The organism is Xenorhabdus sp. PB30.3, assembly GCF_963895965.1.
Taxonomy (GTDB): domain Bacteria; phylum Pseudomonadota; class Gammaproteobacteria; order Enterobacterales; family Enterobacteriaceae; genus Xenorhabdus; species Xenorhabdus stockiae.
Genome location: NZ_CAWQMW010000112.1, coordinates 1 through 23818 on the forward strand (window position 1 = coordinate 1; position 23818 = coordinate 23818).

Here is a 23818-nt window from a genome sequence, read left to right on the forward strand (position 1 = left end):
ATAAAAAATAACTTGAGATAAGATGGTTATAAATTATTTATGATTTTGATAAATCGATTCTTTACATTATTTATTTAAAAATCATTGATGAAAAAGATCAGTTGTATATGAATGTTATTCATTGAGATGCGAGTAAAAATACCGTAGAGTCATGCTAATTTTATGAAGGCCTGTCGTTAATAACTTCTCCCTATATAAAGACTACTCTGTTATTACCTCATCAGGAGATAAATCATGGCTGCTACACACAATGGTATTCATTACTATGATGTATCAACCCGTTATGCGCGTATTTCAGTATCGGATTCTGGCGGTAACGGGTTACCTGTTTTGTTTATACATGGCAATTCAAGTAGTAAAGAAATATTTTGCCATCAAGTAGAGTACTTTAAAAAGAATTATCGGGTTTTGGCTCTTGATTTACCGGGGCACGGAGCATCTTCCAATGCCAGTGAGCCCCGTAAGGCATATTCAATGCCTGCCTATGCCCATACTGTTATTGAAGTACTGGAAAAGATCGGCATAAACAGAGTTGTTGTTTTCGGCTGGTCATTAGGTGGGCATATAGGGCTGGAAATGTTGGCTCTGTTTCCCAAAATGATTGGGTTGATGATTTGTGGTACACCACCTGTAGCCGCCGGTAAAGATAATGTCGCACTTGGTTTTCGTCAGAGCGAACATATGGGGCTTGCCGGTAAGGCTGATTTTACTGAAGAGGATGTGAAAAATTATGCCTATGAGACAGTAGGTATTAATGCGCCTCATGATCAGTTTATTCTTGATGCGGTGGCGAGAACGGATGGTTTATCACGCCAGTATATGTTTGAAGCCTTTACTTCTCCACAGGCAACAGATCAACGATTATTGGCTGAAACGAGCAAAATACCTTTGGCTATCGTCAATGGGAGCGGAGATCCGTTCATCAATGCGCAGTATATCGAAGGCCTGAATTACCAAAATCTTTGGCAGGAGCAGGTTATTAGTTTGGCAGGTGTGGATCATGCTCCGTTTTGGGAAGCTCCGACCCGATTTAATCCTATATTGGCTGATTTTCTTTGTGATTTTTAATCTATTCGTTTAATTAGCGGCTGGGAATTACCTGCATTATTTATCTGGATATATCCATGTAAGCGCCCAGCCTAAAATTAGTCAGACATATGAGACTTTTTATTGTTTTGTGATTTCCATCACTTGGACAATTCTGTAATTTTTCTTATTAATTTTCGACAAAATATATCGTTTAATATTGTCATAAATTTTCTAGCTTATTGAATATCCCAATTATAAATCTTTGGTTAAAATTTATTAAAAGAAATTATGTTTTGTTTTTATGTGAAAAATAAGTATTTTTTCCACACCTTTCCGAAAAAATAAACTTTTAATCAGGATCACAGTTTCGGTTGTTTTCCTTTGCTGTAATGTTTCCGTGTTATTAATACCAATGCTTAATCATTTTCTCCCGTCATTTTTGCTTATCACTTTTTGCCCAACATACTGATTACTCAAGCCCATAAGCGCCGTGTAGTGCAGTAGTAGGGATGAAGAATGACACTAAAAATTAGTCTATTTAAGGTATTGGAGACATGAAACATTATGCAATCGCTATTACAGCTTATCCATCGACATAAATCGGGTGAATCAGTCGGCATTTACTCTATTTGTTCCGCTCATCCCTGGGTACTGGAAAGTGCACTCCGGTTCGCTAAAGAACGGGGAACTCACGTATTGATTGAAGCCACATCCAATCAGGTTAACCAGTTTGGTGGCTATACCGGAATGAAGCCCGCTGATTTTCGTAATAGAGTCTGGGAGATCGCAGATTCAGTCGGTTTTCCGAGAGAAAAAATATGGCTGGGAGGAGACCATCTGGGGCCTAACGCCTGGCAGGATCAACCTGCTGAAGAAGCGATGACACTTGCAGAAACCCTTATTTATGATTACGTCGCTGCTGGCTTTCGTAAAATTCATCTCGATTGCTCCATGTCCTGCGCCGATGACCCTGTTCCATTGACTGACGACATTGTGGCTAAACGGGCAGCCCGTCTTTGTCTGGCTGCCGAACAAAGCTGGCAGAACAATGGTGGTGAAAAACCGGTTTATGTGATTGGCACAGAAGTTCCTGTTCCGGGGGGAACGACGGAAGATGTTGTGGATGAAATGCAAGTGACTACCTCTGTTTCTGCGGCATCTACACTGAAAATTCATCGGGCAGAATGGGTGAAAGCACATCTGGCACATGTTTGGCCGCGAGTCATTGCATTGGTTGTGCAGCCGGGTGTTGAGTTCGGTAATCACCAAATTGAACATTATCAACCGGAAAAAGCGTATTCGCTCAGTCAGTATATCGCGACACAGCCGAATATTGTTTATGAAGCCCATTCAACGGATTACCAGACACCACAAACTTATCGCAATCTGGTTCGTGATCATTTTGCCATTCTGAAAGTGGGTCCGGCACTGACCTTTGCCCTGCGGGAAGGGTTGTTTGCCCTTGATAAGCTGGATCGCGAATGGAATGGAGAATCAGAGGCTGTTCACTTAAGTGAAACACTGGAGCAGGTGATGTGCAATCAGCCGGAATATTGGCGTTCGTACTATAAAGGCAATGCTCATGAACAGCATCTTGATCGCCAATATAGTTTTAGTGATCGCATCCGCTACTACTGGGCCAATTCTGAAATTGAATCTGCTGTTGAAAAGTTGATCTCTAACCTGCGGCGCAGACCGCTTCCTCTTTCCATGATAAGCCAGTATCTGCCTGAACAGGCCAAAGCCATTAATGCAGGTAGTCTTGCTTATGATGACCCCAAATTATGGGTTATGGACAAAATCCGACAGATACTGAGGGATTACGCAGAGGCTTGTGAAGCAGGAGGGATTGCATTATGACGGCTTTTTTCCCTTATTCAACTCAGTGGTTGACTGAACATCAGGCACATCATACAGCGGAAGAGATCCAGCATCAGCCCAGATTGTGGCGTACTCTGTATCATGAACTGCAACACAACCAGCCATACTGGCAACCTTTTCTCCAGCAGTTGCTCATAAAACCGGGTTTACAGATCATTTTGTGTGGAGCAGGGTCTTCGGCCTTTGTGGGGAGGGCGATTGCTCCCTATCTGCGTAAAATCTGGTGGTCTGAGGCAAAATTGGGTGGCGGAAATAAATGCGGGCCTGATATTCAGGCCATTGCCTCCACTGATATTGTCCCTGCTCCCCTGCAATATCTGGATACGGCTAAACCCACTTTACTGGTTTCTTATGCCCGTTCAGGTAACAGCCCTGAAAGTATTGCTGTCATTCAACTGGCTGATTCTCTCCTGGCTGATTGCCATCATCTGATCCTGACTTGTAATCCGGAAGGGGAACTGGCTCGTTATGCTGAGAACAGAAAACATGTTTGTTCGTTAATTATGCCGGAAGGGGCCAACGATCGTAGCTTTGCCATGACTTCCAGTTTCAGCTGTATGGCGATGGCAACGCTGTTACTTCTGGGTGAGCGGACTTTTGATATGACAAAGCAAAAAGATGCTCTGGAAAGAGTAGCTGCGCTGTGTGAAACACAGGCACCTGACTGGCAACCGCTTATCCAGCGAATTATCGGGCTGGGATTCAAGCGAATGATTGCGCTGGGTACCGCCGGTTTTGCGGGTATTGCTGAAGAAGGTGCGCTCAAAATGCTGGAATTAACCGCAGGCCGGATAGCAACACGTTATGATTCTTGCATGGGAGTACGGCACGGGCCGAAGTTTATGATTGATCATGATACGCTAGTGGTTGTGATGCTCTCCGCTGATCCCCATTGCCGCCATTATGATATCGATTTGCTCAATGAACTCAGACGCGATGGTCTGGCAAAACAAATCATCGTCCTAACCAGTCAGCCTCACCCTGAATCTCTGGAAATTACTACGGATTTACCGGATAGCTGGCTTATTTTTCCGTATTTACTTTTTTTTCAGCTACTGGGTTTTGAAACCTCACTGGCGCTTGGCCTTTCCCCCGATAACCCATGCCCGACAGGTGAAGTTAACCGGGTAGTAAAAGGCGTTCAGATTTATCCCTATACCCAATCAGAATAGTAAAAGGAGTTCTCATGTCTACCCCAAATATCCTATTAACCCGTATCGATAATCGCTTGATACACGGGCAGGTTGGCGTTACCTGGGCAAATTCTCTGGGTGCCAATCTGGTTGTGGTGGCGAATGACGAAGCAGCAAATGATCTTGTTCAGCAGTCTCTTATGGACATGGTGATGTCTGATGGTGTCCAGACCCGCTATTTTACTCTGCAAAAAACGATTGATGTTATTCATAAGGCTGCTGAACGGCAGAAAATTTTCATCGTTTGTAAAACACCGCAGGATGTGCTGACGCTCGTAAAAGGTAATGTTCCAATCCATTTTGTAAATATCGGAAATATGCATTTTTCAGAAGGAAAAACGCAGATCCATAAAACAGTTGCTGTTGATAAAGGGGATATTGAGACTTTTATCGAATTACAAAAAAGGGGTATTCCCTGTGAAATCCGTCGTGTACCGGATGAATCGGGTGAGGATATCGCTAATCTTCTGAACTGAGGGGTGTGAATATGTTTGTTGACGCACTTTTGATCTCAATACTGGCAGGGATTGCAGGGATTGATTTATTCAATGGATTGACACATATCCACCGCCCGGTTGTTATCGGGCCGTTGGTCGGACTGATTTTAGGGGATATCCAGACTGGGTTATTAGTTGGTGGCGCGTTAGAACTTGTCTGGATGGGAATGGTGCCGCTGGCTGGAGCCCAACCCCCCAATGTCGTGATTGGCGGGATAATCGGGACGACTTTTGCCATTCTCACACAGGCTGATCCTAAAGTCGCGGTGGGTATTGCAGTGCCTTTTGCTATCGCTGTGCAGGGCTGTATCACACTGCTGTTTACCATTTATTCACCGATGATGCACAAATGCGATCAGATGGCAAAAAAACGCAACTGGCGCGGGATAGAATGGGTTAACTATTTTGGTCTCATTATCCTGTTCTGCTTCTATTTTATTGTTGCCTTCCTGCCTATCTACTTTGGTGCAGATACTGCCAGAGCCGTTGTACAACAAGCACCAAAATGGCTGCTTGATGGTCTTTCTGTTGCGGGTGGCATGATGCCGGCTATTGGTTTTGCTCTGTTAATGAAAGTCATGATGAAAAAAACCTATGTGGCTTATTTCATTCTGGGTTTTATTTCAGTCACTTTCCTGCAATTGCCGATCATTGCTATCGCGCTGGGTGCACTCGCAATTGCTTTAATCGATTTTTTCAATCGTACTCGTGACGATAATGGGAACCCGCAAGGTACAGCATCACAGTCAAATTCCGCAGAGGAGATGCAAGATGGTATTTAATAAACTGGATAAGGCAGTGTCTGAAAAAAGTCGCAAGCATGGAAAGGATATCGCTCAGGATAGTAACTCAGCCGATCGTGATGACTATATCGATATGACACCGGCAGAAGATTTAACTAAACGTGAAATCAACGTCATGGCTTTGCGTTCTTTGTTGTTACAGGCTTCTTTCAATTATGAACGTATGCAGGCTGGAGGCTGGCTCTACACGCTCATCCCGTCGTTGCGTAAGATCCACAAAAACCCCGACGATTTGACTAGTTCGATGAAAATGCACATGGAATTTCTCAATGTCCATCCGTTTGATGTGACTTTCCTGTCTGGTCTGGTGTTGGCGATGGAGCGCAGTAAAGAGAAAATTTCCACTATTCGCGCGGTAAAAGTTGCCCTGATGGGACCATTAGGCGGAATAGGTGACGCGCTGTTTTGGTTAACATTATTGCCAATCTGTGCGGGTATCGGAGCGTCATTAGCGTTACAGGGCAGTATTCTGGGTCCTATTCTGTTCCTTCTGATGTTCAATGTTGTGCACTTTGCACTGCGTTTTGGTCTGGCACATTATGGTTATCACACCGGCACTAAAGCGATAACCATGCTGAAAGTTCATACAAAAAACATTTCTCATGCTGCTTCGATTGTCGGTATGACGGTTATTGGTGCGCTTGTTGCTTCTTATGTCCATCTTTCGACACCTTTTGTTATGAAGGCTGGTGAGGCAAAAATCGCATTGCAGACCGACGTCCTCGATAAACTGATGCCGAATTTGTTGCCTCTCACCTTTACTTTGCTGGTTTATTGGCTGATGAAACGCGGTTTCTCGCCAGTAAAACTTATCGGTATCACAGCCGTATTTGGGGTTGTTGGTAAATTGGTGGGATTTTTATAAGGAAAAAACATGCTGGGTATTGTAATCACAGGACACGGGATGTTTGCCAGTGGTCTGCTACAGGCGGTGGTGCAGATTATTGGTAAACAGTCGTCATGCATTGCCATTGATTTTCCCGATGGTATGACCACAGAGCAACTGTCTCAGGAATTATATACCGCCAGAGAGGCGTGTGATTCGGGGAAAGGGGGGATTTTCCTGACAGATTTGTTGGGGGGTTCTCCTTTTCGTCAGGCGGCTCAACTGGCTTTAATTCACCCTCAGTGGCAGGTTATTACGGGTACGAATATGCAACTCGCTGTTGAAATGATGATGGTACGTGATGAGATGAATGCGGTTGAGTTTCGTGATATGGCACTGGAATGTGGGCATCGCGGGCTGACCAGTCTGTGGCACCAGCAGCAACAGCAACAACAAGTAAAACAACAGGTATTATCTGATGACACAGATGGTATCTGAGGAGTCCGTATGTTTTTAATCTCTAACAGTAAAATGTTGAAAAAAGCCCAACGGGAAGGTTATGCCGTTCCGGCATTCAACGTCCATAATCTGGAAACGGTGCAGGTTGTGGTTGAAACAGCGGCAAAAATGGAGTCTCCGGTCATTCTGGCCGGAACTCCGGGTACCTTCACTTATGCAGGTCTTGAATACATGGTTTCTATCTGTAAAGAAGCCGCGATGATCAATAAACTCCCGCTGGCACTGCATCTTGATCATCATGAAGATATCAATGACATCCGTCACAAAGTAGAAACAGGGATCCGTTCAGTTATGATAGATGGCTCTCATTTCCCTTTCGAAAAAAATATATCTACGGTGGCTGAAGTTGTACGTTTATGTCAGCGTTTTGATGCCAGTGTAGAAGCCGAGCTGGGAAGGCTGGGAGGGCAGGAAGATGATTTGACAGTTGACAGTAAAGACAGTTTTTATACCGACCCATTAGCCGCGAAAGAATTTGTTGAACGAACCGGAATAGATTCATTGGCAGTGGCCATTGGCTCTGCACACGGGCTTTATCACGGAGAACCTCATCTGGATTTCTCACGTCTGGAAGAAATTCATCGTCACGTAGAGGTTCCATTGGTTTTACATGGGGCATCCGGCATACCGGAGGAGATGATCCATAAATCAATTGCACTGGGCATTTGTAAAGTCAATGTCGCAACAGATTTAAAAATTGCTTTTGCTGATGCGGTAAAAGCCTATTTCGCTCAGTATCCTGATGCTAATGATCCGAGAAAATATATCACACCAGGTAAAATCTCGATGCAGAAAGTAGTAGAGAAGAAAATTACTATTTGTGGTAGTGCTGGGAGGGTATAAGTTTTATATACCTTCCATCTTTCTTTTAAATTTCCTCTTTTTGTTAGCTAAGCTAGCTCACCCCAGCCACATAATCATTTATGCTCTTGGAGGTTCTTTCTCTTGCCACTGAGACGAAACTCAAGATTCATTGAGTATATGTTAAGGTCTTGATCGATGTCACAAAAGTAGTGAAAACTACAAGCTAGTTACGATTGGATATGATAACTATATGAAAGTACTTTGGTTATCTAAAGGTATTCAAAATGAACAAATGGTTAGCGATTGCAAGCTCAGTGCTTATCCTTTCTGGTTGTAAGGTTGATGTTGAAACAAAAGTGAATACGGATGATCTTACCTCGGTTGAACATAAACTGGTTAAGGGCAACATCGATATTGAAGTCTCATCCTGTAATGATTACGAAGATTCCCGTAAAGAATCAAAGAATGTCATTGAATTAAAAAAGAAAATCCCCACTATTTTTAAAAATGCCGAGTATGTAGAGTGCTATCGTAAGAAATTTGATTCCTATGCACATTTCACTATTCCTGTTGCTGTGGGGGTATTACCGGAAAACGGTCTAAGTAATGATGCAGATGTCTTTATTCTTTCTAATGAAAAGACCTATGCGGGTGCGCTGATCCCAAAAGATGTGCTTGAGAAAATCAAAAAGGCACAAAAAGACATGATGGGAAAACTTGATATCAGAATGACTATTATTCTGGAAAGAGGAGCCAAACCCGTACCAACACTGGTTAGTTTTGGCACTTATGTGACAAGCGCGAAAAATAAAGATTATCCGGCTGTAGCACATGGAGTCAACCTAGCGAAGGAAATGAAATTCAGATTATCCGATGTTTCCAACTCAGCTTTATCTACGGGCGAACTTGTTCCTTTTCTTGTCACGCCTGACTATTTTGATTTCTTACAGGCAGCTAAAAAATAGTTGTTTATGTCCTGAACTAAAATAATTATTTCCAATAATGAGGCCGCAGGAATGCGGCTTCAGATTAACGCCCCCAGAACTGACCGTCTGTCATAGCTTTGAGGCTCCGTCTCATGGGATTTTCCCCGTGGGCTCCTCCATCCATATTGCACCGGAGAAGACGTGGTAAAACCGGTCTAATCAAAATAGATCGGTCGGTAATTCCTGTAATCTAATTAAACCACTAAGGTTTTACTGTCCATTCCGCAATAGTTACAATAACATCTAAAGATGCCTCCTGTTTGATATGTGTAGTCGTTTTTTCCGCAGTGTGATTTTTCGGAATTGCTGCTATTTATGAACTCTTCTACTCTGTTGGGCAAAAGAAGTGCATCAATGTGTATTTTTAATAACAAGGAACGGTTTACCGTGGAAGAAACATTTTTACGTGGTGATAAGCTCGAAAGTTATTTACCAATGGGAGAGAATGGTCAGGCCGTCCACCTTTCGGCACTACAATTACGTGAAACTTTACGTTTGCGGCAGCTTTCTGAAGTAGCTAACTCACTGGCTATTCCGCAAGTTAATGAACAGGGTGATCGCATTGATTGGTACGCGAGCTTTTCCGGTAATGTTGTTCCTTGGGCGGCTGCAACGGATGATGAACGTCAAGCTGCATTGAAACAACTGGACGCTAATAAAGCGGCAATCGAGCAACTCAGTGCTCAAATGTTAAGTCAAAAGACGCATGAAATGCGTCTTTTTGGGGCCTTGTTGAGTAAGACTATACAATTCCCTGATAAGGATCATGTATATTTGGTCGATGGTAAACCCGTATTGACTTTTTGGGGATTTGTCAATGCTCAGCAACAGGCTCGCCCTAATCCTTTTGATTGCCTAAAATTAAAACGTCCTGCCCCCTCTAATACTGGAGAATCTACTGGTATCCCGCCTGTTTCTACAACACTGGCTAAGCCATCTGTAAATATAATAGAAGAAGTAACTTCAATATCCCGTTCAGCGGGAAAACAGACTCGGCGTTGGGTAATACCACGTTGGTTGTGGTGGGTGTTACCCATTTTATTGCTTTTTATATTACTTATGTTACTGCGTGGCTGCGTACCCAATTGGTATTTTTGGGGAGTATCACCTTCCACTCATCTTGTTTCTGAACTTCCAATGCAGGAAGAGAAAAACTTGCAAGATGGAAAAAGAATATTATTACCACCAGAAATAGCTGTTTCTCCGCCAGAGACAAATACTATCGACTCAATGAATCCAACTTTCCCTACACAGTCAAATGTACCTACTACACCGACTGTAGGCATGAATTCTACATCTGCTAAGGTATCAATACCTTCACCGTTATCAACAGCCGCTAATACCTCCCCTGTATTGTTAACAGTTCCATCTGTTGATGCACTAGTGATCCCTGATAATGCTGTACAAAAAGGAACCGTTGATTTTCTCAATGGACGTTGGTACGCGGGGGCAGGAATTCAGGATATCCGAACGGGTAAACCCCTCAGGCTGATGTATCAAATTACTGATGGAAAAGGGTTTGTTGAAATGGTTCGTGGAGATGGTATTCGTTGCCAAGCACCTGTCACAGCGGCTATGGAATCCGGTAGCTTAAAATTGGATAACCATGATGAAGCAAAGTGCAGCGATGGTTCAACTTATACTATGCCTGAAGTTATCTGTCAGTCAGATAGTCAAGGTGTAACGGCGTGCAAAGGACGCTATAACGAAAAAACCTTATTTCCTATGTCGATAAAGCGAGAGGCAGATTAACGACATGCTGGCAACTATTACTGATTTTAAAGAAAAAGTTACTCTGATTCGTGACAGTGGTATTCAGTTTCTGGATTTTGCTTTTGCACTTCCTAACCGCAAAATCTACGGCGAATTTTTGCTGGGAGGAGAGAATAATCCGCTTGTTCGTCTGGTGTACAATGAACGGGAAGATACTTTTCAGGTTCCTGCCTCATCAGGTTCTGCTGCATTTTCAGCAGAACCTGATTACTCATTGGCATTAGAAAAGTCTCTTGAGATTTATAATGATATCTGGTTACCACTACCATTCTTCCGTTTTAACGCCCCAAAATGTTTTGCTCAGGGGCCAACTAACTGGTCACGAATAAAATTTCATGCACTTGATACACCGGATGAGCAAGGAAATACGTGGCGCGTCACTTTGGCTTTTGATACCAAAGTCCTTCCAGACAGAAGGAATACACAATATCTGGCTCCCTGTGATGATGATGTCCGTTCTGGGGTGGGTTTTGCACTGGCAGAAAATCACCATGAAATGGGGGATTTTTTGTTATTGAAGTGGGTAGATGATTGGTTGCGGGAAAGCTATTCCGAGCGTGCGGTTGCATTGTGGCGTCTATATCATGAAGATATTGAGCACAACCTGAATCAGAGAGAACACCAAGGGCATTATCTTAATTTAATTAATGTTATTAATGTGTTGTTGCAAGTTCCTGACATCCAGCTCAATGATGTCAAACTGCAGAATAACCCAATTAATGTTGATTTAGTGCTTGATGTAGGCAACTCACGCAGTTGTGGGATTTTAATTGAAGAACACCGGGATGATAATCAGGGATTATCTCAAAAATATCAATTGCAGTTGCGTGACTTAAGTGAGCCTCAGTATGTTTATACGGAGCCATTTGACAGTCGGCTCGAATTTGCTCAGGCAGAATTTGGTAAACAGGATTTTTCTGCTAAAAGTGGCCGTAGTGATGCCTTTACCTGGCCAACTATTGGCCGGGTAGGAGAGGAAGCCTTCCGAATGGCATCTCAACGCTTGGGAACAGAAGGGTCAACAGGGCTTTCCAGCCCAAAACGTTATTTGTGGGATGAGGCTCCTTATTCTCCGGGTTGGCGTTTTAGTCGCGCTTTTGTGAAGTCGGATCGTGAACCTCAGGCAACAGCGGCACCGATGACTTATATGATCAACGATAAAGGTGAGGCTTTGTATGCGTTAAAACCGTCTGAACGTATGCCTGTGTTTACTCCAGATTATAGCCGCAGCTCCCTGATGACGATGATGTTATCTGAAGTATTGGCTCAAGCGTTGATGCAGATTAACAGCCCGGCACAGCGTTTGAAGATGAGTCATGCCAGTACTCCTCGCCAGCTAAATAACATTATCCTTACCGTACCACCATCTATGCCTAAGCCGGAGCGTACAATTTTCCAGCAGGCGATGATGCAGGCAATCAGACTGGTCTGGAAGGCATTGGGTTGGGAGGAAATGGATCAGGGAGTGGATGAAAGCGGAAGAGAAGAACAAAACGTTTTGCGTCAACGTATTCTGCCGGAAGTGCATGTAAAGTGGGACGAAGCGACTTGTGGTCAGTTGGTTTATCTTTATAACGAAACCCAAAACTATTTTGGAGGCCGAAGTGAGGAGTTTTTTGCTGCAACAATTCGTCCGGATAACCAAGCAGAAACTGGTGATACGCGAACATTAAAAATTGCTTCGATTGATATTGGCGGTGGAACAACCGATTTAGTGGTCACCCGCTATACCTTAGATGATGGCAATGGTAGCAATGTACGTATTGTACCGACACAGCTATTTCGTGAAGGTTTTAAAGTTGCCGGTGACGATATTTTATTAGATATCATCCAATTTTATTTACAACCTGCATTCAAGGCCGCTTTGTTGAATATTGGCTATCAGGATCTAGATGCAGAAGCGGTGATGTCGCGTCTGTTCGGCAGCGAAGCATTGGATGCGGGTAAGCAGGTATTACGTCAGCAACTGACATTGCAGATATTTTCACCTATAGCACTGGCTATTTTGCATCGCTATGAGAAATTTACCTCAGGCTCCAGTGAGCAGGTTATTAGTACAACATTTGGTGAGTTACTCCCCCATCTGCCTACAGATAAGGTATGTAACTATGTGGATGATGAAATTAAACGTTGTTTACCGATAGGGAACAATAACTCGTTTTCAATACTTGATGTACCGTTGAATATCAATTTAACGAAGCTTCATAATGAGTTTATTGATGTCTGTAATATTCGTTTCAATATTTGTCATAGCCTGCGAGCGCTGTGTGAAGTGCTTTGGTATTACAATTGCGATATGTTGTTATTAACCGGGCGTCCCTCTCGTTTACCCGGAATTCAGGCACTAATCCGTCAGCTACAGCCAGTTCCTCCTGCCCGTATCCTCCCTTTACATGGTTATGAAACTGGGGGGTGGTATCCGTTCAATAAAAAAGGTCTGATTGAAGATCCTAAATCTACTGCGGCGGTGGGCGCAATGTTGTGTCTTCTGGCGGAAAAATCACGTCTGAGTAATTTTTACTTCCGTACTGCCAATTTTAAGCCTTATTCAACAATCCGTTATCTGGGAATGCTTGACAGTAACAACTTGTTGAAAGACAGCAACGTGTTTTATAGAAACATTGATTTAGACACACCAGGATTCCAATTGGATAATCACCAATATTTTGAAGTACGTGGTGAAATGCGAATCGGTTTTCGCCAGCTTGATAATGAGCGTTGGCCTGCGACGCCACTGTATACTTTAAAAATTCCGGGGGCACGTTTAGCGACGGCTTTATCTGGTGATGCAGTACTGAGGCTGAAGTTGGAAGTAGAAGAGGGACGTGGGCCAGATGCAGAAGCTAATGGCAGCCCTGAAAAATTCCGTATCAGTGAAATAGATATTGTTGGTTCTGAACAAAATCCTCGTAAGCAGGATATTAGTTTTAAATTGAATACATTAGCCGGCAATGGACTGGGTGAAATTCATTATTGGCTCGACAGTGGAAGTATTAAAATCTAATGAATCATTTTACTCCTGAACAGTTAAAAAGAGAGTGGCTTAGTGTTGCAGAAGGTGCAAATCAGGCGATTGAATGGATTGACGATGTTCGTGAAAATGCACCACGTCTCAATACTGAAGCAGATCGATTAAAGCTGAAATTGCGCCGTAGCCGGAACACAGCCAAAAGACTGGCAACGGCAGCTATGCGTCCCATGACCATCGGTTTTTTTGGTCTTTCTCAAGCGGGGAAATCCTATCTGATTTCTTCATTAGCAGCTGGGGATAATGGGCGGTTAGAAACCCAAATGGGGCAGCACCAACTGGATTTTATCGAGCATATTAACCCACCAGGTGGTGGCAAAGAGGCAACAGGACTAGTAACACGCTTTAGCCGTCAATCACATTCCTCCAATCCAGACTGGCCGATTGAATTGCTGCTATTTAGTGAAGTGGAAATCGCTAAGATCTTCGCGAATACGTTCATTCATGATTTCAATCAGGAAAAGATTGACTGGAGTTATGATGAAAAACGTATAGGTGACTTAATTACCTCACTAAATAACCGCCGCCAGACACGGAAAGTATCAGGTTTAACGGAAGATGATGTGGTTTCTCTGTGGGACTATCTGATTCGTCATGCGGAAAAAAGCCAGAGTAAAATGGCATTGCAATACTGGCCTGCAGCGGTGGAGCTTGCACCGTGGTTATCGATTGATGATCGAGCGCAGCTGTTTAGTGAATTATGGGGAAATATCGGTGAATTCACAGAGGCTTATCGTCGCTTTGCGCATACATTACAGCGTCTGGGAGGGGCTGGTGTCGTCAGAGCACCGCTTAATGTCTTAGTCATTGAGCAAAATGGCCGATTAGTACAGAGTAACAGCATTATGAATGTCGATATGCTGGAACGCCTTAACAAAAGTAATGATCTACAGGTAGAGGTATGTCCTGAGCTGGAGAATGGTCTATCTGCACCTGTATCTCTTTCTTTGGCTGAACTCACGGCATTGACAGTAGAGCTACATGTTCCTCTACTTTCGTCTACACAAGAAAGATTATTTGAAGATGTCGATTTATTGGATTTCCCCGGTTACCGCGGGCGTTTGGGAGTGGAGTCTACCGCTTATTTTCAGCAAATGACTGAAAACGATGACAGCAACCCACTGGCACAGTTGATTCTGCGTGGCAAAGTGGCTTATTTGTTTGAGCGTTATACCGTCAATCAGGAAATGAATGTTTTAGTCGTTTGTACCCCTTCGAATGAACAATCTAATGTGAAAGATGTTGGTGGAGTACTCGACGAGTGGATCCGTTATACCCAAGGAGTGGATGCGGCCAGCCGTTCCCGTCGTCCATCGGGATTAGTTTGGGCAATCACTAAACTCGATTTACGGATCACCCAAGAGCTGAATAAATCAGAAGATATGTTGCGTGAGGTGTGGGGACAAGGTGGAATGGTCAAAATCACCATGACCGAACGTTTCGGCCATTTTCCATGGATGCAAGAATGGCAGCCTGATTGTGCTTTTAACAATACTTTTCTGGTACGTAAACCACGTCAGGCTACACCATTTATTATGATGAAAGAGGGAAATGAAGTTGGACTCAATCAGGAAACTGAGCCAAAACTGACCTTGATGAAAAAAACCTTTCTGGAAGATAGTGCTATTCAGCGTCATATCGCTTTCCCGGATCAGGCATGGGATGCCATGTTGCAGCTAAATGATGGTGGTATGCGTCGATTGGCAGACTATTTAGCTACTGTCGCCCAGCGTGAAATCAAGTTAGAACGTATTGCTGAACAGTTACATGAAACCCGCCATGAATTGATTGAAGGAAATTTAATTGCGTGGTTTCAGCAGGATAATGCTGAAGAATCCGCCAAAAAAGAGCGTATTGCAGATGATATTCTCAAGGTGTTACAGCGTCGGGTGGGAATGCATGGTGAATTACTGGTGAGTTTGATCCCTCAACGGAAAGCACTACAAGAGCTTTATATGCAGGAAACTCCGTTGGAATTACCTGATGATGATAAGGCAAGCAATGAATCAATCGCGACCTTCGGGATTGGCAGCGATTTTGATCTGTTCAGCGATACATCAGATGAAAGTATATCAGCACTCAGCCATGAACAAATGTTTGCTCAGCAGGCAATTAAGTTATGGGTTAATTACCTGCGTACCGTACCAGAGCAGACGAACGTAACAAATTTTATCGGCCTTCCCCGACCAACAATTGAAACACTGGTGGATGAATTGATCACTGCGATCCAGAGAATGGATATTGAAGGTGAATTGGTAAATGTATTAGCAAATACAGAACAAGCAGGTGTGCGTCGGGAGAAAATGGTAGAACGTCAGGTGTCCCGTGTGTTGAACGTCATAAACGATTTCATCACTTGGCTGGGATACCAAAAAATTACGAAAGAAAAACGGCCGGTGAGCAAATATAACAAAGGGCATCCCCTCTTTTCCGGTCCCAATAAACATGATCCGGCATTGTGGAAAGACGATGGATATTTGTACCGTTTGACAAGCGAACCACTGAACTATAGCGCCATATTTATTTTTGATTGGTTGATCGGTCTGAAAGAAATGATTAAAGAAAATGTCGGTCATTCTGCCGGACGCGAAATAACGGCGGCTCAAAACGAACGGCTGGGCACCATTATTGAACGTATTCAATTGTCGTCGGAGTAATGTGTTGTGATTAAAACAGAATTGAGACCTTGTGAATCGGCAGAACCCGGATATGCGTCTTTGCATATTGAAGGGTGGCAGGGAATGATTGAAAGCGTCATGGTGTCAATCCAGCGTAATCAGGATCGCTGTTTTTTAAGTGTAGAAGGGCAGTGGGTAAACAATGAAGAGTGGATTCGGTTGCCCGAATTACAGGAAAAAGAGGATGATTTAGAAACCCGCATAGGCCCGGTATTGGTCGATGCGCTGTTGGCTGAGCGTCAGGTTGCATATCGCGTGACGGCAGTGGATGCAGCAGGCTTTCGGGAGTTTGGTGGTTTGAAAATTGTTGATGGTGTACTGAGTTCGCTGGCAAAAGGAGAGTATGCTGCTGCTAGCAATATTAATGAATATGTGCCTCAGTCACCGGAGCCAGCCATACTGACTCAGGTAGAAACGCCTATTATTAAAACTGAACCATTGGCGGAACAGTTTGCTTCACCGAATCTACAAGAGTCATCTAAGCCTTTGGTAATACAGCCGGATGAACCTGGCAGAACACCATCTCCGCTTCCAGCAAAAAAATCGAATAAATTGCCGTTAATCGCCTTAATTTTGCTTTTGATTACGATTATTGTTGGTATGTGCTGGTGGTTGCTGAAACCAGGAACCAAACCTGAATCAGCTACCGTTAGTGCATCAGAAAATATACCTTGTGCTGCTGAGAATATGGTCAAAGGCAGCGGGCTGGATTTTGTCAAAAGCTGTCTACGGAGCCAGCCTTCCAGTAAACAAGTACTGGAAGTTATTCAACAGGCAAAAAAAACGAAACAGTGCGATGTAGCACAGCGTTTGTATGCTTATAAATCCCAGTCGGGCGATGTGCAAATCGCTCTACGTTATGCACAGGAATATGATCCAGAAACAGCAACAAAGGGCGGCTGTTTTGTTGCCGATGTGCAAACGGCAATTTATTGGTATGAGGTGCTGATTAATCAGGATCCACAAAACAGAGAAGCCAGAGCACGTTTGGCGATACTGAAAAAATAGGAAAGGATGATGAAACCTCTTAACAGGATAATGGCGGGTATTATGGCACCTGCCTTGGGGCTAATGATATCACCCGTGCTGGCAGCACAAAAACCTCTTTTACAGGAAGGAAAGCAAACTCTCTACCAACGAGTACTGACTTATCCGGGTTGTGAGTTGTCGGAAAAACTCACCGAAAAAGGAATAGTGCAACCTGCTTTCAGCCGTTTCTACGTTTATCAGCGTCAAAAGCAGGGTAATGAAGAATGGTTAAAAGTTGGGCCGGATAGTTACGGTAGTACTCAGGGATGGATGAAGGCCAACTGTACCGTAGAGTGGAAGATGCAGTTGACTCTGGCTTTCACCAATCCTTCTGGTCGTAATCCTATGCTGTTTTTCCGTAATAAGGCGGATGTAGAAAATATTCTGAATGACGCGACGCCAGCGACGCAATTACAGCCATTATTGAAAAAATTGCAAACCGGTGCGTCTGTACCTTCGGTACTAGCGCGTGAACCTGATTACATGATCGATCAGCAAAAAAACTTTTACCTATTACCAGTGCTGGATTCTGATGACATTTTTACAGATTCGGGCTATCAGGTGCGCGTGCTTAATGTTGCTTCGGTAAGTGAGGTGGGGGGAAAAACGAATTTTGCCAATACGTTAAAAAATAAGGATACAAGTATTGCCCCTGATGAAGAGAAAAATATGATCAAGGGGTTCTCGGCATCGGTGGTATTTGTGATTGATTCTACCATCTCAATGGGGCCTTATATTGAGCGCACGAAGCAGGCTATTGAAAAAATTTACCAGCGTATTGAAAAGGAAAATCTGCTGGGGCAAGTTAAATTTGGTCTTGTCGCTTATCGTTCAAATATTGCTGCGGTGCCGGGATTGGAATATGACACCAAAATGTATGTTGATCCTAATACAGTCAAAGATGGTCAGGATTTTTTGACTAAAGTGCGCGATCTGAAACAGGCTAAAGTTTCCAGCAGCAAAGTTAATGAAGATGCATATGCCGGTATTATGACAGCTTTGGACAAAGTGGACTGGACTAAATTTGGGGCGCGTTATGTGATCTTAGTGACTGATGCCGGAGCGTTGGATGGGGATGATCAGCTGTCCTCTACCCGGCTGGATGCGACTCAGGTTCGTTTGGAAGCCACTTACCGTGGAGTAGCACTGTATACACTTCACCTGAAAACACCATCAGGACGTAAAAACCACGCTTCTGCGGAGAATCAGTACCGAGAGATGACTCTCAACGCTTTCCTGCATAAACCGCTTTATTATCCGATTGATTCTGGTGATGTGAACAATTTTGGTACGATAGTTGATAATCTTGCTAATGCTATTACCGGGCAGATTAAAACGGCTTGGAGTGGTGAGGAGACAGTAGGTAGCGCCCTTGGTGCTAATGAATCTTATTTTGGTAAAAATGAGGTATTAACCAAAGGAGCCCTTCTACAGGATACCGCCCAGTTGGGACATGCGATGCGGTTGGCCTACCTCGGGAATAAGCAGGGTACACATGCGCCATCTGTTTTTAAATCTTGGATAAGTGATCGCGATCTTGTGAACCAAAATATTCCAGCAACTGAAGTGAAAGTTTTACTGACAAAGAGCGAATTGAGTGATCTGAGTGAAGTAATGAAGAAGATTGTTAATTCGGCTAATGAGGGTTTAATTTCGCCGGATGATATGTTTGCCAGCCTGCGTTCATTAGCGGCGACGATGGGGAATGATCCTAAACAGGCGAAAAATAAACAGGCCACCAAGTTGGGTGAAATGGGGTTGTTGGGTGAATACATTGAAGGGCTACCTTACCTCAGTGAAGTGTTGAGTCTGGATGAAGAAACCTGGAAAAGTTGGGATGGATTAGAACAAGAGCGTTTTATCCGCCGTCTCAACATCAAGCTCAACTATTATCAGCGTTATAACGAAGATGTTGACCGCTGGATTTCGTTAGCACCTGGCAGTGACCCACGTGATAACGTTTATCCCGTTCCATTGGAAAACCTTCCATGATGTTGCGCATTGAAGCAATGCAAGTACAGCGAGGATCAGCAGAGCAGGGTCTAACTGTTAGCCTGCCTTCGCTATCGCTTAGTGCGGGAGAAGTGGCTGCATTAACGGGGCCGAGTGGCTGTGGAAAGAGCACATTATTGGAAATGATCGGCGGGATATTACAACCGGATAATTTGAGTTGCTATCAATTGGGTAATCCGCCCAAAGATATTGCGGTACCGTTACTGACGGGAGATGAAAAACAGCTTGCTCAAGTGCGTGCTAAAGATCTTGGTTTTGTACTGCAACACGGTGGTCTGCTTCCCTGGCTTTCAGTCGCGCAAAATATTCAATTACCCCGTAAAATTGCTGGTCTTACAATTGACTCTGAGTGGCTGGAGACTGCAATTTCTCGTTTAGATATTGAAGGATTAATGAAAAAGATGCCTTCTCAGCTTTCAATTGGTGAGCGTCAGCGCGTGGCTTTTGCCCGAGCAATTGCCCATCAGCCACGGCTATTATTAGCTGATGAGCCAACGGCGGCATTAGATCCCTACAATGCTGAGGTACTTTTTAATTTGATTGTTGAAATGGTGAAGTCATTAAATTTGGTCTCCATTATTGTTAGCCATGATTGGCAGCGAGTCACGAATTTTGGCCTTAAACGTTATTACGCTAAAGTGGATGGAAAACAAAGTGTCTTCACTGCCAGTTAATTCTTCTACTATCAAGGGCTCCCGTTGGTTATTGCCTCGCATGGCTCTGGCTGATTTGATTTATGATCGAAAGGTTGCGCTCTGTATCATTTTTTCTCTTATTGCTGTGATCACGCCTTTGTTACTGCTTTTTGGACTCAAAAATGGCATCGTGAGCCAGCTCCGTCATACCTTGGTTGATGATCCGCGTACACGGGAAGTTCGTATGCTAGGGAATGGCAACTATGATCGCAATTGGCTGGATCAGCTGGCTGCTAGTCCTGATGTTGGTTTCGTTATCCCATTAACCCGCTCTTTAAATACTCAGGCCGATTTGGTCAGAGATAGTCAGCATTTTGTCAGTAATGTAGAAGTCATCCCGACAGCATCAAACGATCCGTTACTGGTCAATGTCCGACAACCACAAAATGCACAACAGGTTGTGCTCAGTGCTAGTGCGGCAGAACAGTTACAGATAAAAGTGGGTGATAGTCTGAAGCTGGTAGTTGCGCGTAAACGAGAAGGACAGCGTGAACGAATCCAGCATCAATTAACCGTTATTGGTGTAATTGATGGAGCAAAATTCTCTCGTCCGGCTGCTTTTGTCTCGCTTCCTCTGTTAGTGGCAATGGAGGATTACCGTGATGGCTATCAGGTTGCGTTATTTCATGTGGGAGAAGGTATCGTTCCTCGAGAACGTACTACGTTTGCTAAAGCACGTCTATATGCCAGCAGTATAGATAGTGTATCAAAGCTGGCTGGCTGGCTACAGCAGCAGAATATCGACACGGTAACACAACAGGCGCAGATTGAATCAGTGCGTGCTATCGATCAGGTACTTGGCTTGATATTTACTGTGATTGCCTGGATCTCTGCAGTAGGGGGGATTGCCTCGTTAGTGGGTGCTTTTATGGCCAATATTGATCGCAAAAGGAAAGACATGGCCGTGCTCAGGTTATTAGGTATCCGTCGGCATGCAGTAGTGTGGTTTATCTTGACTCAGGCATTAATTTTGACAGGAAGCGCTTGGGGAATAGGATTATTGCTCTATTTTGTTGCCAGTCAGTTGTTTAATAGTGTGTTGGGGGCTTCATTACCAGAAACGGCATTTGTATGTCATTTGGAAGCCTTACATGTGTTAATCGCCTTATTGAGTGTATTAGCAGTAGCACTGGGAGTTGCGACAGTAGGCGCCTTACGTGCTTTAAAAATTGAACCTGCGGAGAGTTTACGTGAGATTTAACCATTACCTGAGCATAGCATTGGTAGGGAGCGTGCTTGGTATATTGCCACTCTCTGCCAGCGCTGTCTGGGAAGAAAAATTCTACAACCCTAAGCCACTGGCTGATGATGTGATATTACCAATGCCCTGTGGTGGTGCGATGGTATTTCGTAAAATTTCTATTCCTCTCAGCCAGCCATTACAGGATTACAACATCACCCTCGGAGGAGGAGAAAATGATGAATGGGGATATCTGGAGCAGGCGAGGGCGGAATATATTGCAGGTAGTTTTGCTGAAGGAAAATCGGGGAAAGGGCGCTATTTTCTAATGGCGAAGTATGAATTGACCGATTTACAATATCAAGCCTTTAGCGGTACTTGTCCGACGCCAAATATGAGACTCCGCTTGCCAAAAGTGAATATTGGTTGGATCGATGCCATGAATCTGGCAAACCAATATAACCTTTGGCTATTGAAGAACCAGCCTGAGACTTTGCCTAATGAAGATGGAAAACCGGGTTTTCTCCGTCTGCCAACAGAAACCGAGTGGGAATTTGCTGCCCGTGGTGGCTTGTCTGTTTCCACATCTGAATTTCGTGACCAACGTTTCCCTATGCCTGAGGGGATCACCCATTATGCCTGGTTTTCTGGCTCTCAGTCAGCCAATGGCAAACTTCAATTGACAGGCTTGCTCAAACCTAATCCATTGGGGCTGCATGATATGTTGGGTAATACAGCTGAGATGATGTTTGAACCATTTCGTTTAAACAAATTGGATCGACAACATGGTCAGGCGGGGGGCTATATTGTCAGGGGCGGTAGTTTTCTGACACCGGAAAGTGACATACGCAGTTCACTACGTGGTGAAGAGCCTTATTATACAGCTCAAGGTGATAACAAAAACAAAGCAATAGGATTTCGTTTGGTTCTAGTTTCTCCGACACTGACTTCTCGTGATCGCATTAAAGAAATTGCTAAAGAGTGGAAAACCTTAGGTACTGAAGAACATCAAAATAAAGGGAAAAAATCGACAGATTCAATTGATTATTTGGGGAGTATTTCATCCAAGATACAAGATGCCTCGCTGAAAAAGCAATTAGCGCAATTGCGTGCCGATCTGCGTGCTAATGCACAATTACGTGATGAACAACGTGATCAGGCAATACGTACCTCCTTACAACTTGGCGCATTTTTATGCACAAAATTGAAGGATGATGGTGATTTTTATGATCGATTAGTCGGCCTGTATGGAAAAACTTGTAAATCAGGCAGTGAACTGGATGCAAATTGTGCTCGTCGCCAAACGCAGTTGGAACAACATAAAAAGGCACTAAATTTTATTGCAAATTATTATGCTGATACCTTGGTTGATATGGGCATAACGTATAATGCCGCGCTTATTGCACCGCAACTCCGAGTCGTTCAGCAAGAAATGTCTGCTCGTGGTAAAACCAATCTAAATAGTTATCTCAATACGTATTGGCAGAACCTTCAGGGATATTGGAAGGATGGCAGAGTTGCTCGGGATAGTTGGTTGGAGATGTGTAAGAAAAATAAATAAACTGACGTCGAATATAAATGATAATGAGCACTTTTATTTAGAAAGGACATATTAACCTATGGTTTTAAAATATATACGTTTGATGATTTCTTTTTGCCTGATTTTTATTTTGGTTGCCTGCCAGACGCCAAGTGGGCCTTCTGCACAAACAGGAACAGTAGATTCTCGTTTAACTAAGAACGAAGACGTCGAATTTTTTAATAAGTCTGGTTTGCAGTCTTGTTTGGCTGGAGCAGCAGCAGGGGCAATGGCTTGTATGCTCAGTGATATGAATCATAAAGCGATATGTATTGCAGCGGCAGCAATTGTGGGATGTGGAGTAGGAGTGGGAGCGAATGCCTATCTGGATAGTCAGCGTAAAAAATATTCCAGCAGAGAACAATTATTAGCGGCTGCAATTAAGGATATTAAAGCAGAAAATGAGCGGATTCAGCATGCTGCTGTCGTGGTTAAAGAGGTGATTCAGGCTGATAAGCGTACTCTGGCTAGTATTAATAAAGATATTGCTGCAAAGACCGTGAAAAAAGCGCAGATGCAGAAACAGTTGAAAGGGCTTGATGCTAATATTGCCTACCTGCGTAATACCATTAAAGAAATGAAAGAGCATGAAAAACAGTGGGCTGATGTCTCTGTTCAGATGGTAAAAGATGGCGCTAAAACGAAAAATTTAAATAAGCAGATTGCACAAATGCGTAAAAATATTGGCATGTTACAGCAGGAACTTGACAGCCTTTATGAACAACGTACCGCAATTAAAGTAAGCTGATAGGAATTATTATGCGAGTATTGATGATATTGTTAATGAATATGGTATTGGCTGGCTGTGTTACAAATGCACAAGAATGTGATCCCACGAAAGGAGATATGAGTATTATTGCAAAGTTCAACTGTAATTACTCTGGGACATGGGATCAGAGAGTTGCTGAGAAAGAAAAAGTATTACAGCATGAAAAGGTATTAAATAAAGAATTTAAAGCAGTTTATGAAGCTCTTGAACAAGAAAGAAAAGCAGCGCGGACAACTTTGGAGAATAAAAAACGTACTCAAATTGCTTTGCAGAAGTCATTGAGTAACCTAGTTAACCAACTGAAAATCAAAGCGGCAGGAAAAGCTCAAATGGAAAAACAGGTTGCTGATCTGGAAAAGCGGATACGTGAATCACAACAACGTTCAGTTCAGTCGGAAATGCAAAAGCAGATGGAGCTACAGCAGTTGCAAAACCAGCTTCATGAGCTTCAGGATAGCCTGATGGCACCATAGAAGAATCCCCGGGATCATAAAGCACTATGTGACCGGGGTGAATAAGCTTGAGTGCAAAATAGC

General features: G+C 43.6%; 19 protein-coding genes. 18 read left to right on the plus strand and 1 reads right to left on the minus strand.

Annotated features, from left to right (window positions below; translation table 11 throughout):
- Positions 1 to 234: 234 nt before the first annotated feature.
- The 17 genes from AACX38_RS07265 to AACX38_RS07345 all read left to right on the plus strand — a co-directional run bounded on the left by AACX38_RS07265 (position 235) and on the right by AACX38_RS07345 (position 22495).
- Complete coding sequence (locus AACX38_RS07265; RefSeq protein ID WP_228863831.1) at positions 235 to 1068, plus strand: alpha/beta fold hydrolase; 834 nt, start codon at positions 235 to 237, stop codon at positions 1066 to 1068.
- Positions 1069 to 1593: 525 nt separating this feature from the next.
- On the plus strand, positions 1594 to 2889 hold the full coding sequence (locus tag AACX38_RS07270) for a D-tagatose-bisphosphate aldolase, class II, non-catalytic subunit (protein WP_228863832.1): 1296 nt from the start codon (positions 1594 to 1596) through the stop codon (positions 2887 to 2889).
- Positions 2886 to 4082, plus strand: a complete 1197-nt coding sequence (locus AACX38_RS07275; RefSeq protein ID WP_228863833.1) for an SIS domain-containing protein — start codon at positions 2886 to 2888, stop codon at positions 4080 to 4082. Before AACX38_RS07270 ends, AACX38_RS07275 begins: the two co-directional genes overlap by 4 nt.
- Positions 4083 to 4096: 14 nt before the next feature.
- Positions 4097 to 4579 carry a PTS N-acetylgalactosamine transporter subunit IIB gene (gene agaV, locus AACX38_RS07280; protein WP_099121837.1) on the plus strand — a complete coding sequence of 161 codons (483 nt, stop codon included), beginning with the start codon at positions 4097 to 4099 and terminating at the stop codon, positions 4577 to 4579.
- 11 nt (positions 4580 to 4590) lie between these two features.
- A complete protein-coding gene (agaW, locus tag AACX38_RS07285) occupies positions 4591 to 5382 on the plus strand; it encodes a PTS N-acetylgalactosamine transporter subunit IIC (RefSeq protein ID WP_228863834.1) in 792 nt (263 codons plus the stop codon).
- Positions 5372 to 6268, plus strand: a complete 897-nt coding sequence (locus AACX38_RS07290; protein WP_228863835.1) for a PTS system mannose/fructose/sorbose family transporter subunit IID — start codon at positions 5372 to 5374, stop codon at positions 6266 to 6268. The genes agaW and AACX38_RS07290 overlap by 11 nt, the downstream gene beginning before the upstream one ends.
- 9 nt (positions 6269 to 6277) lie before the next feature.
- Entirely contained in the window at positions 6278 to 6727 is a 450-nt protein-coding gene (gene agaF / locus AACX38_RS07295) for a PTS galactosamine/N-acetylgalactosamine transporter subunit IIA (RefSeq protein WP_228863836.1), read from the plus strand.
- Positions 6728 to 6736: 9 nt separating this feature from the next.
- Positions 6737 to 7591 (plus strand): tagatose bisphosphate family class II aldolase, encoded by an 855-nt coding sequence (locus tag AACX38_RS07300; RefSeq protein WP_228863837.1) that lies wholly within the window; start codon positions 6737 to 6739, stop codon positions 7589 to 7591.
- Positions 7592 to 7836: 245 nt separating this feature from the next.
- A complete protein-coding gene (locus AACX38_RS07305; RefSeq protein ID WP_228863838.1) occupies positions 7837 to 8517 on the plus strand; it encodes a DUF7424 family protein in 681 nt (226 codons plus the stop codon).
- Positions 8518 to 8853: 336 nt separating this feature from the next.
- Positions 8854 to 10290 carry an SrfA family protein gene (locus AACX38_RS07310; protein ID WP_228863839.1) on the plus strand — a complete coding sequence of 479 codons (1437 nt, stop codon included), beginning with the start codon at positions 8854 to 8856 and terminating at the stop codon, positions 10288 to 10290.
- A gap of 4 nt (positions 10291 to 10294) precedes the next feature.
- Positions 10295 to 13315 carry a virulence factor SrfB gene (locus AACX38_RS07315; protein ID WP_228863840.1) on the plus strand — a complete coding sequence of 1007 codons (3021 nt, stop codon included), beginning with the start codon at positions 10295 to 10297 and terminating at the stop codon, positions 13313 to 13315.
- Positions 13315 to 15996, plus strand: coding sequence for a putative virulence factor (locus tag AACX38_RS07320; protein WP_228863841.1), 2682 nt, complete (start codon positions 13315 to 13317; stop codon positions 15994 to 15996). The genes AACX38_RS07315 and AACX38_RS07320 overlap by 1 nt, the downstream gene beginning before the upstream one ends.
- Positions 15997 to 16002: 6 nt before the next feature.
- Positions 16003 to 17025, plus strand: a complete 1023-nt coding sequence (locus AACX38_RS07325) for a hypothetical protein (RefSeq protein ID WP_228863842.1) — start codon at positions 16003 to 16005, stop codon at positions 17023 to 17025.
- A 30-nt stretch (positions 17026 to 17055) separates the two neighbouring features.
- Positions 17056 to 19038 (plus strand): vWA domain-containing protein, encoded by a 1983-nt coding sequence (locus AACX38_RS07330; RefSeq protein WP_370630607.1) that lies wholly within the window; start codon positions 17056 to 17058, stop codon positions 19036 to 19038.
- Positions 19035 to 19733, plus strand: a complete 699-nt coding sequence (locus AACX38_RS07335) for an ABC transporter ATP-binding protein (protein ID WP_228863844.1) — start codon at positions 19035 to 19037, stop codon at positions 19731 to 19733. Before AACX38_RS07330 ends, AACX38_RS07335 begins: the two co-directional genes overlap by 4 nt.
- Positions 19714 to 20955 carry an ABC transporter permease gene (locus AACX38_RS07340; protein ID WP_228863845.1) on the plus strand — a complete coding sequence of 414 codons (1242 nt, stop codon included), beginning with the start codon at positions 19714 to 19716 and terminating at the stop codon, positions 20953 to 20955. The genes AACX38_RS07335 and AACX38_RS07340 overlap by 20 nt, the downstream gene beginning before the upstream one ends.
- Positions 20945 to 22495: an SUMF1/EgtB/PvdO family nonheme iron enzyme gene (locus AACX38_RS07345; protein WP_228863846.1), complete on the plus strand. Its 1551-nt coding sequence runs from the start codon at positions 20945 to 20947 to the stop codon at positions 22493 to 22495. Before AACX38_RS07340 ends, AACX38_RS07345 begins: the two co-directional genes overlap by 11 nt.
- Positions 22496 to 22546: 51 nt before the next feature.
- Here AACX38_RS07345 and AACX38_RS20745 read toward each other — a convergent pair whose 3' ends face one another.
- The gene (locus AACX38_RS20745; protein ID WP_370630608.1) at positions 22547 to 22765 is read right to left on the minus strand and encodes a DUF3804 family protein; all 219 of its coding nucleotides are present in this window, start codon (positions 22763 to 22765) and stop codon (positions 22547 to 22549) included.
- A gap of 507 nt (positions 22766 to 23272) precedes the next feature.
- Between AACX38_RS20745 and AACX38_RS07355 the strand changes: the two genes are divergently transcribed.
- Complete coding sequence (locus tag AACX38_RS07355; RefSeq protein WP_228863848.1) at positions 23273 to 23755, plus strand: hypothetical protein; 483 nt, start codon at positions 23273 to 23275, stop codon at positions 23753 to 23755.
- Positions 23756 to 23818: the final 63 nt, after the last annotated feature.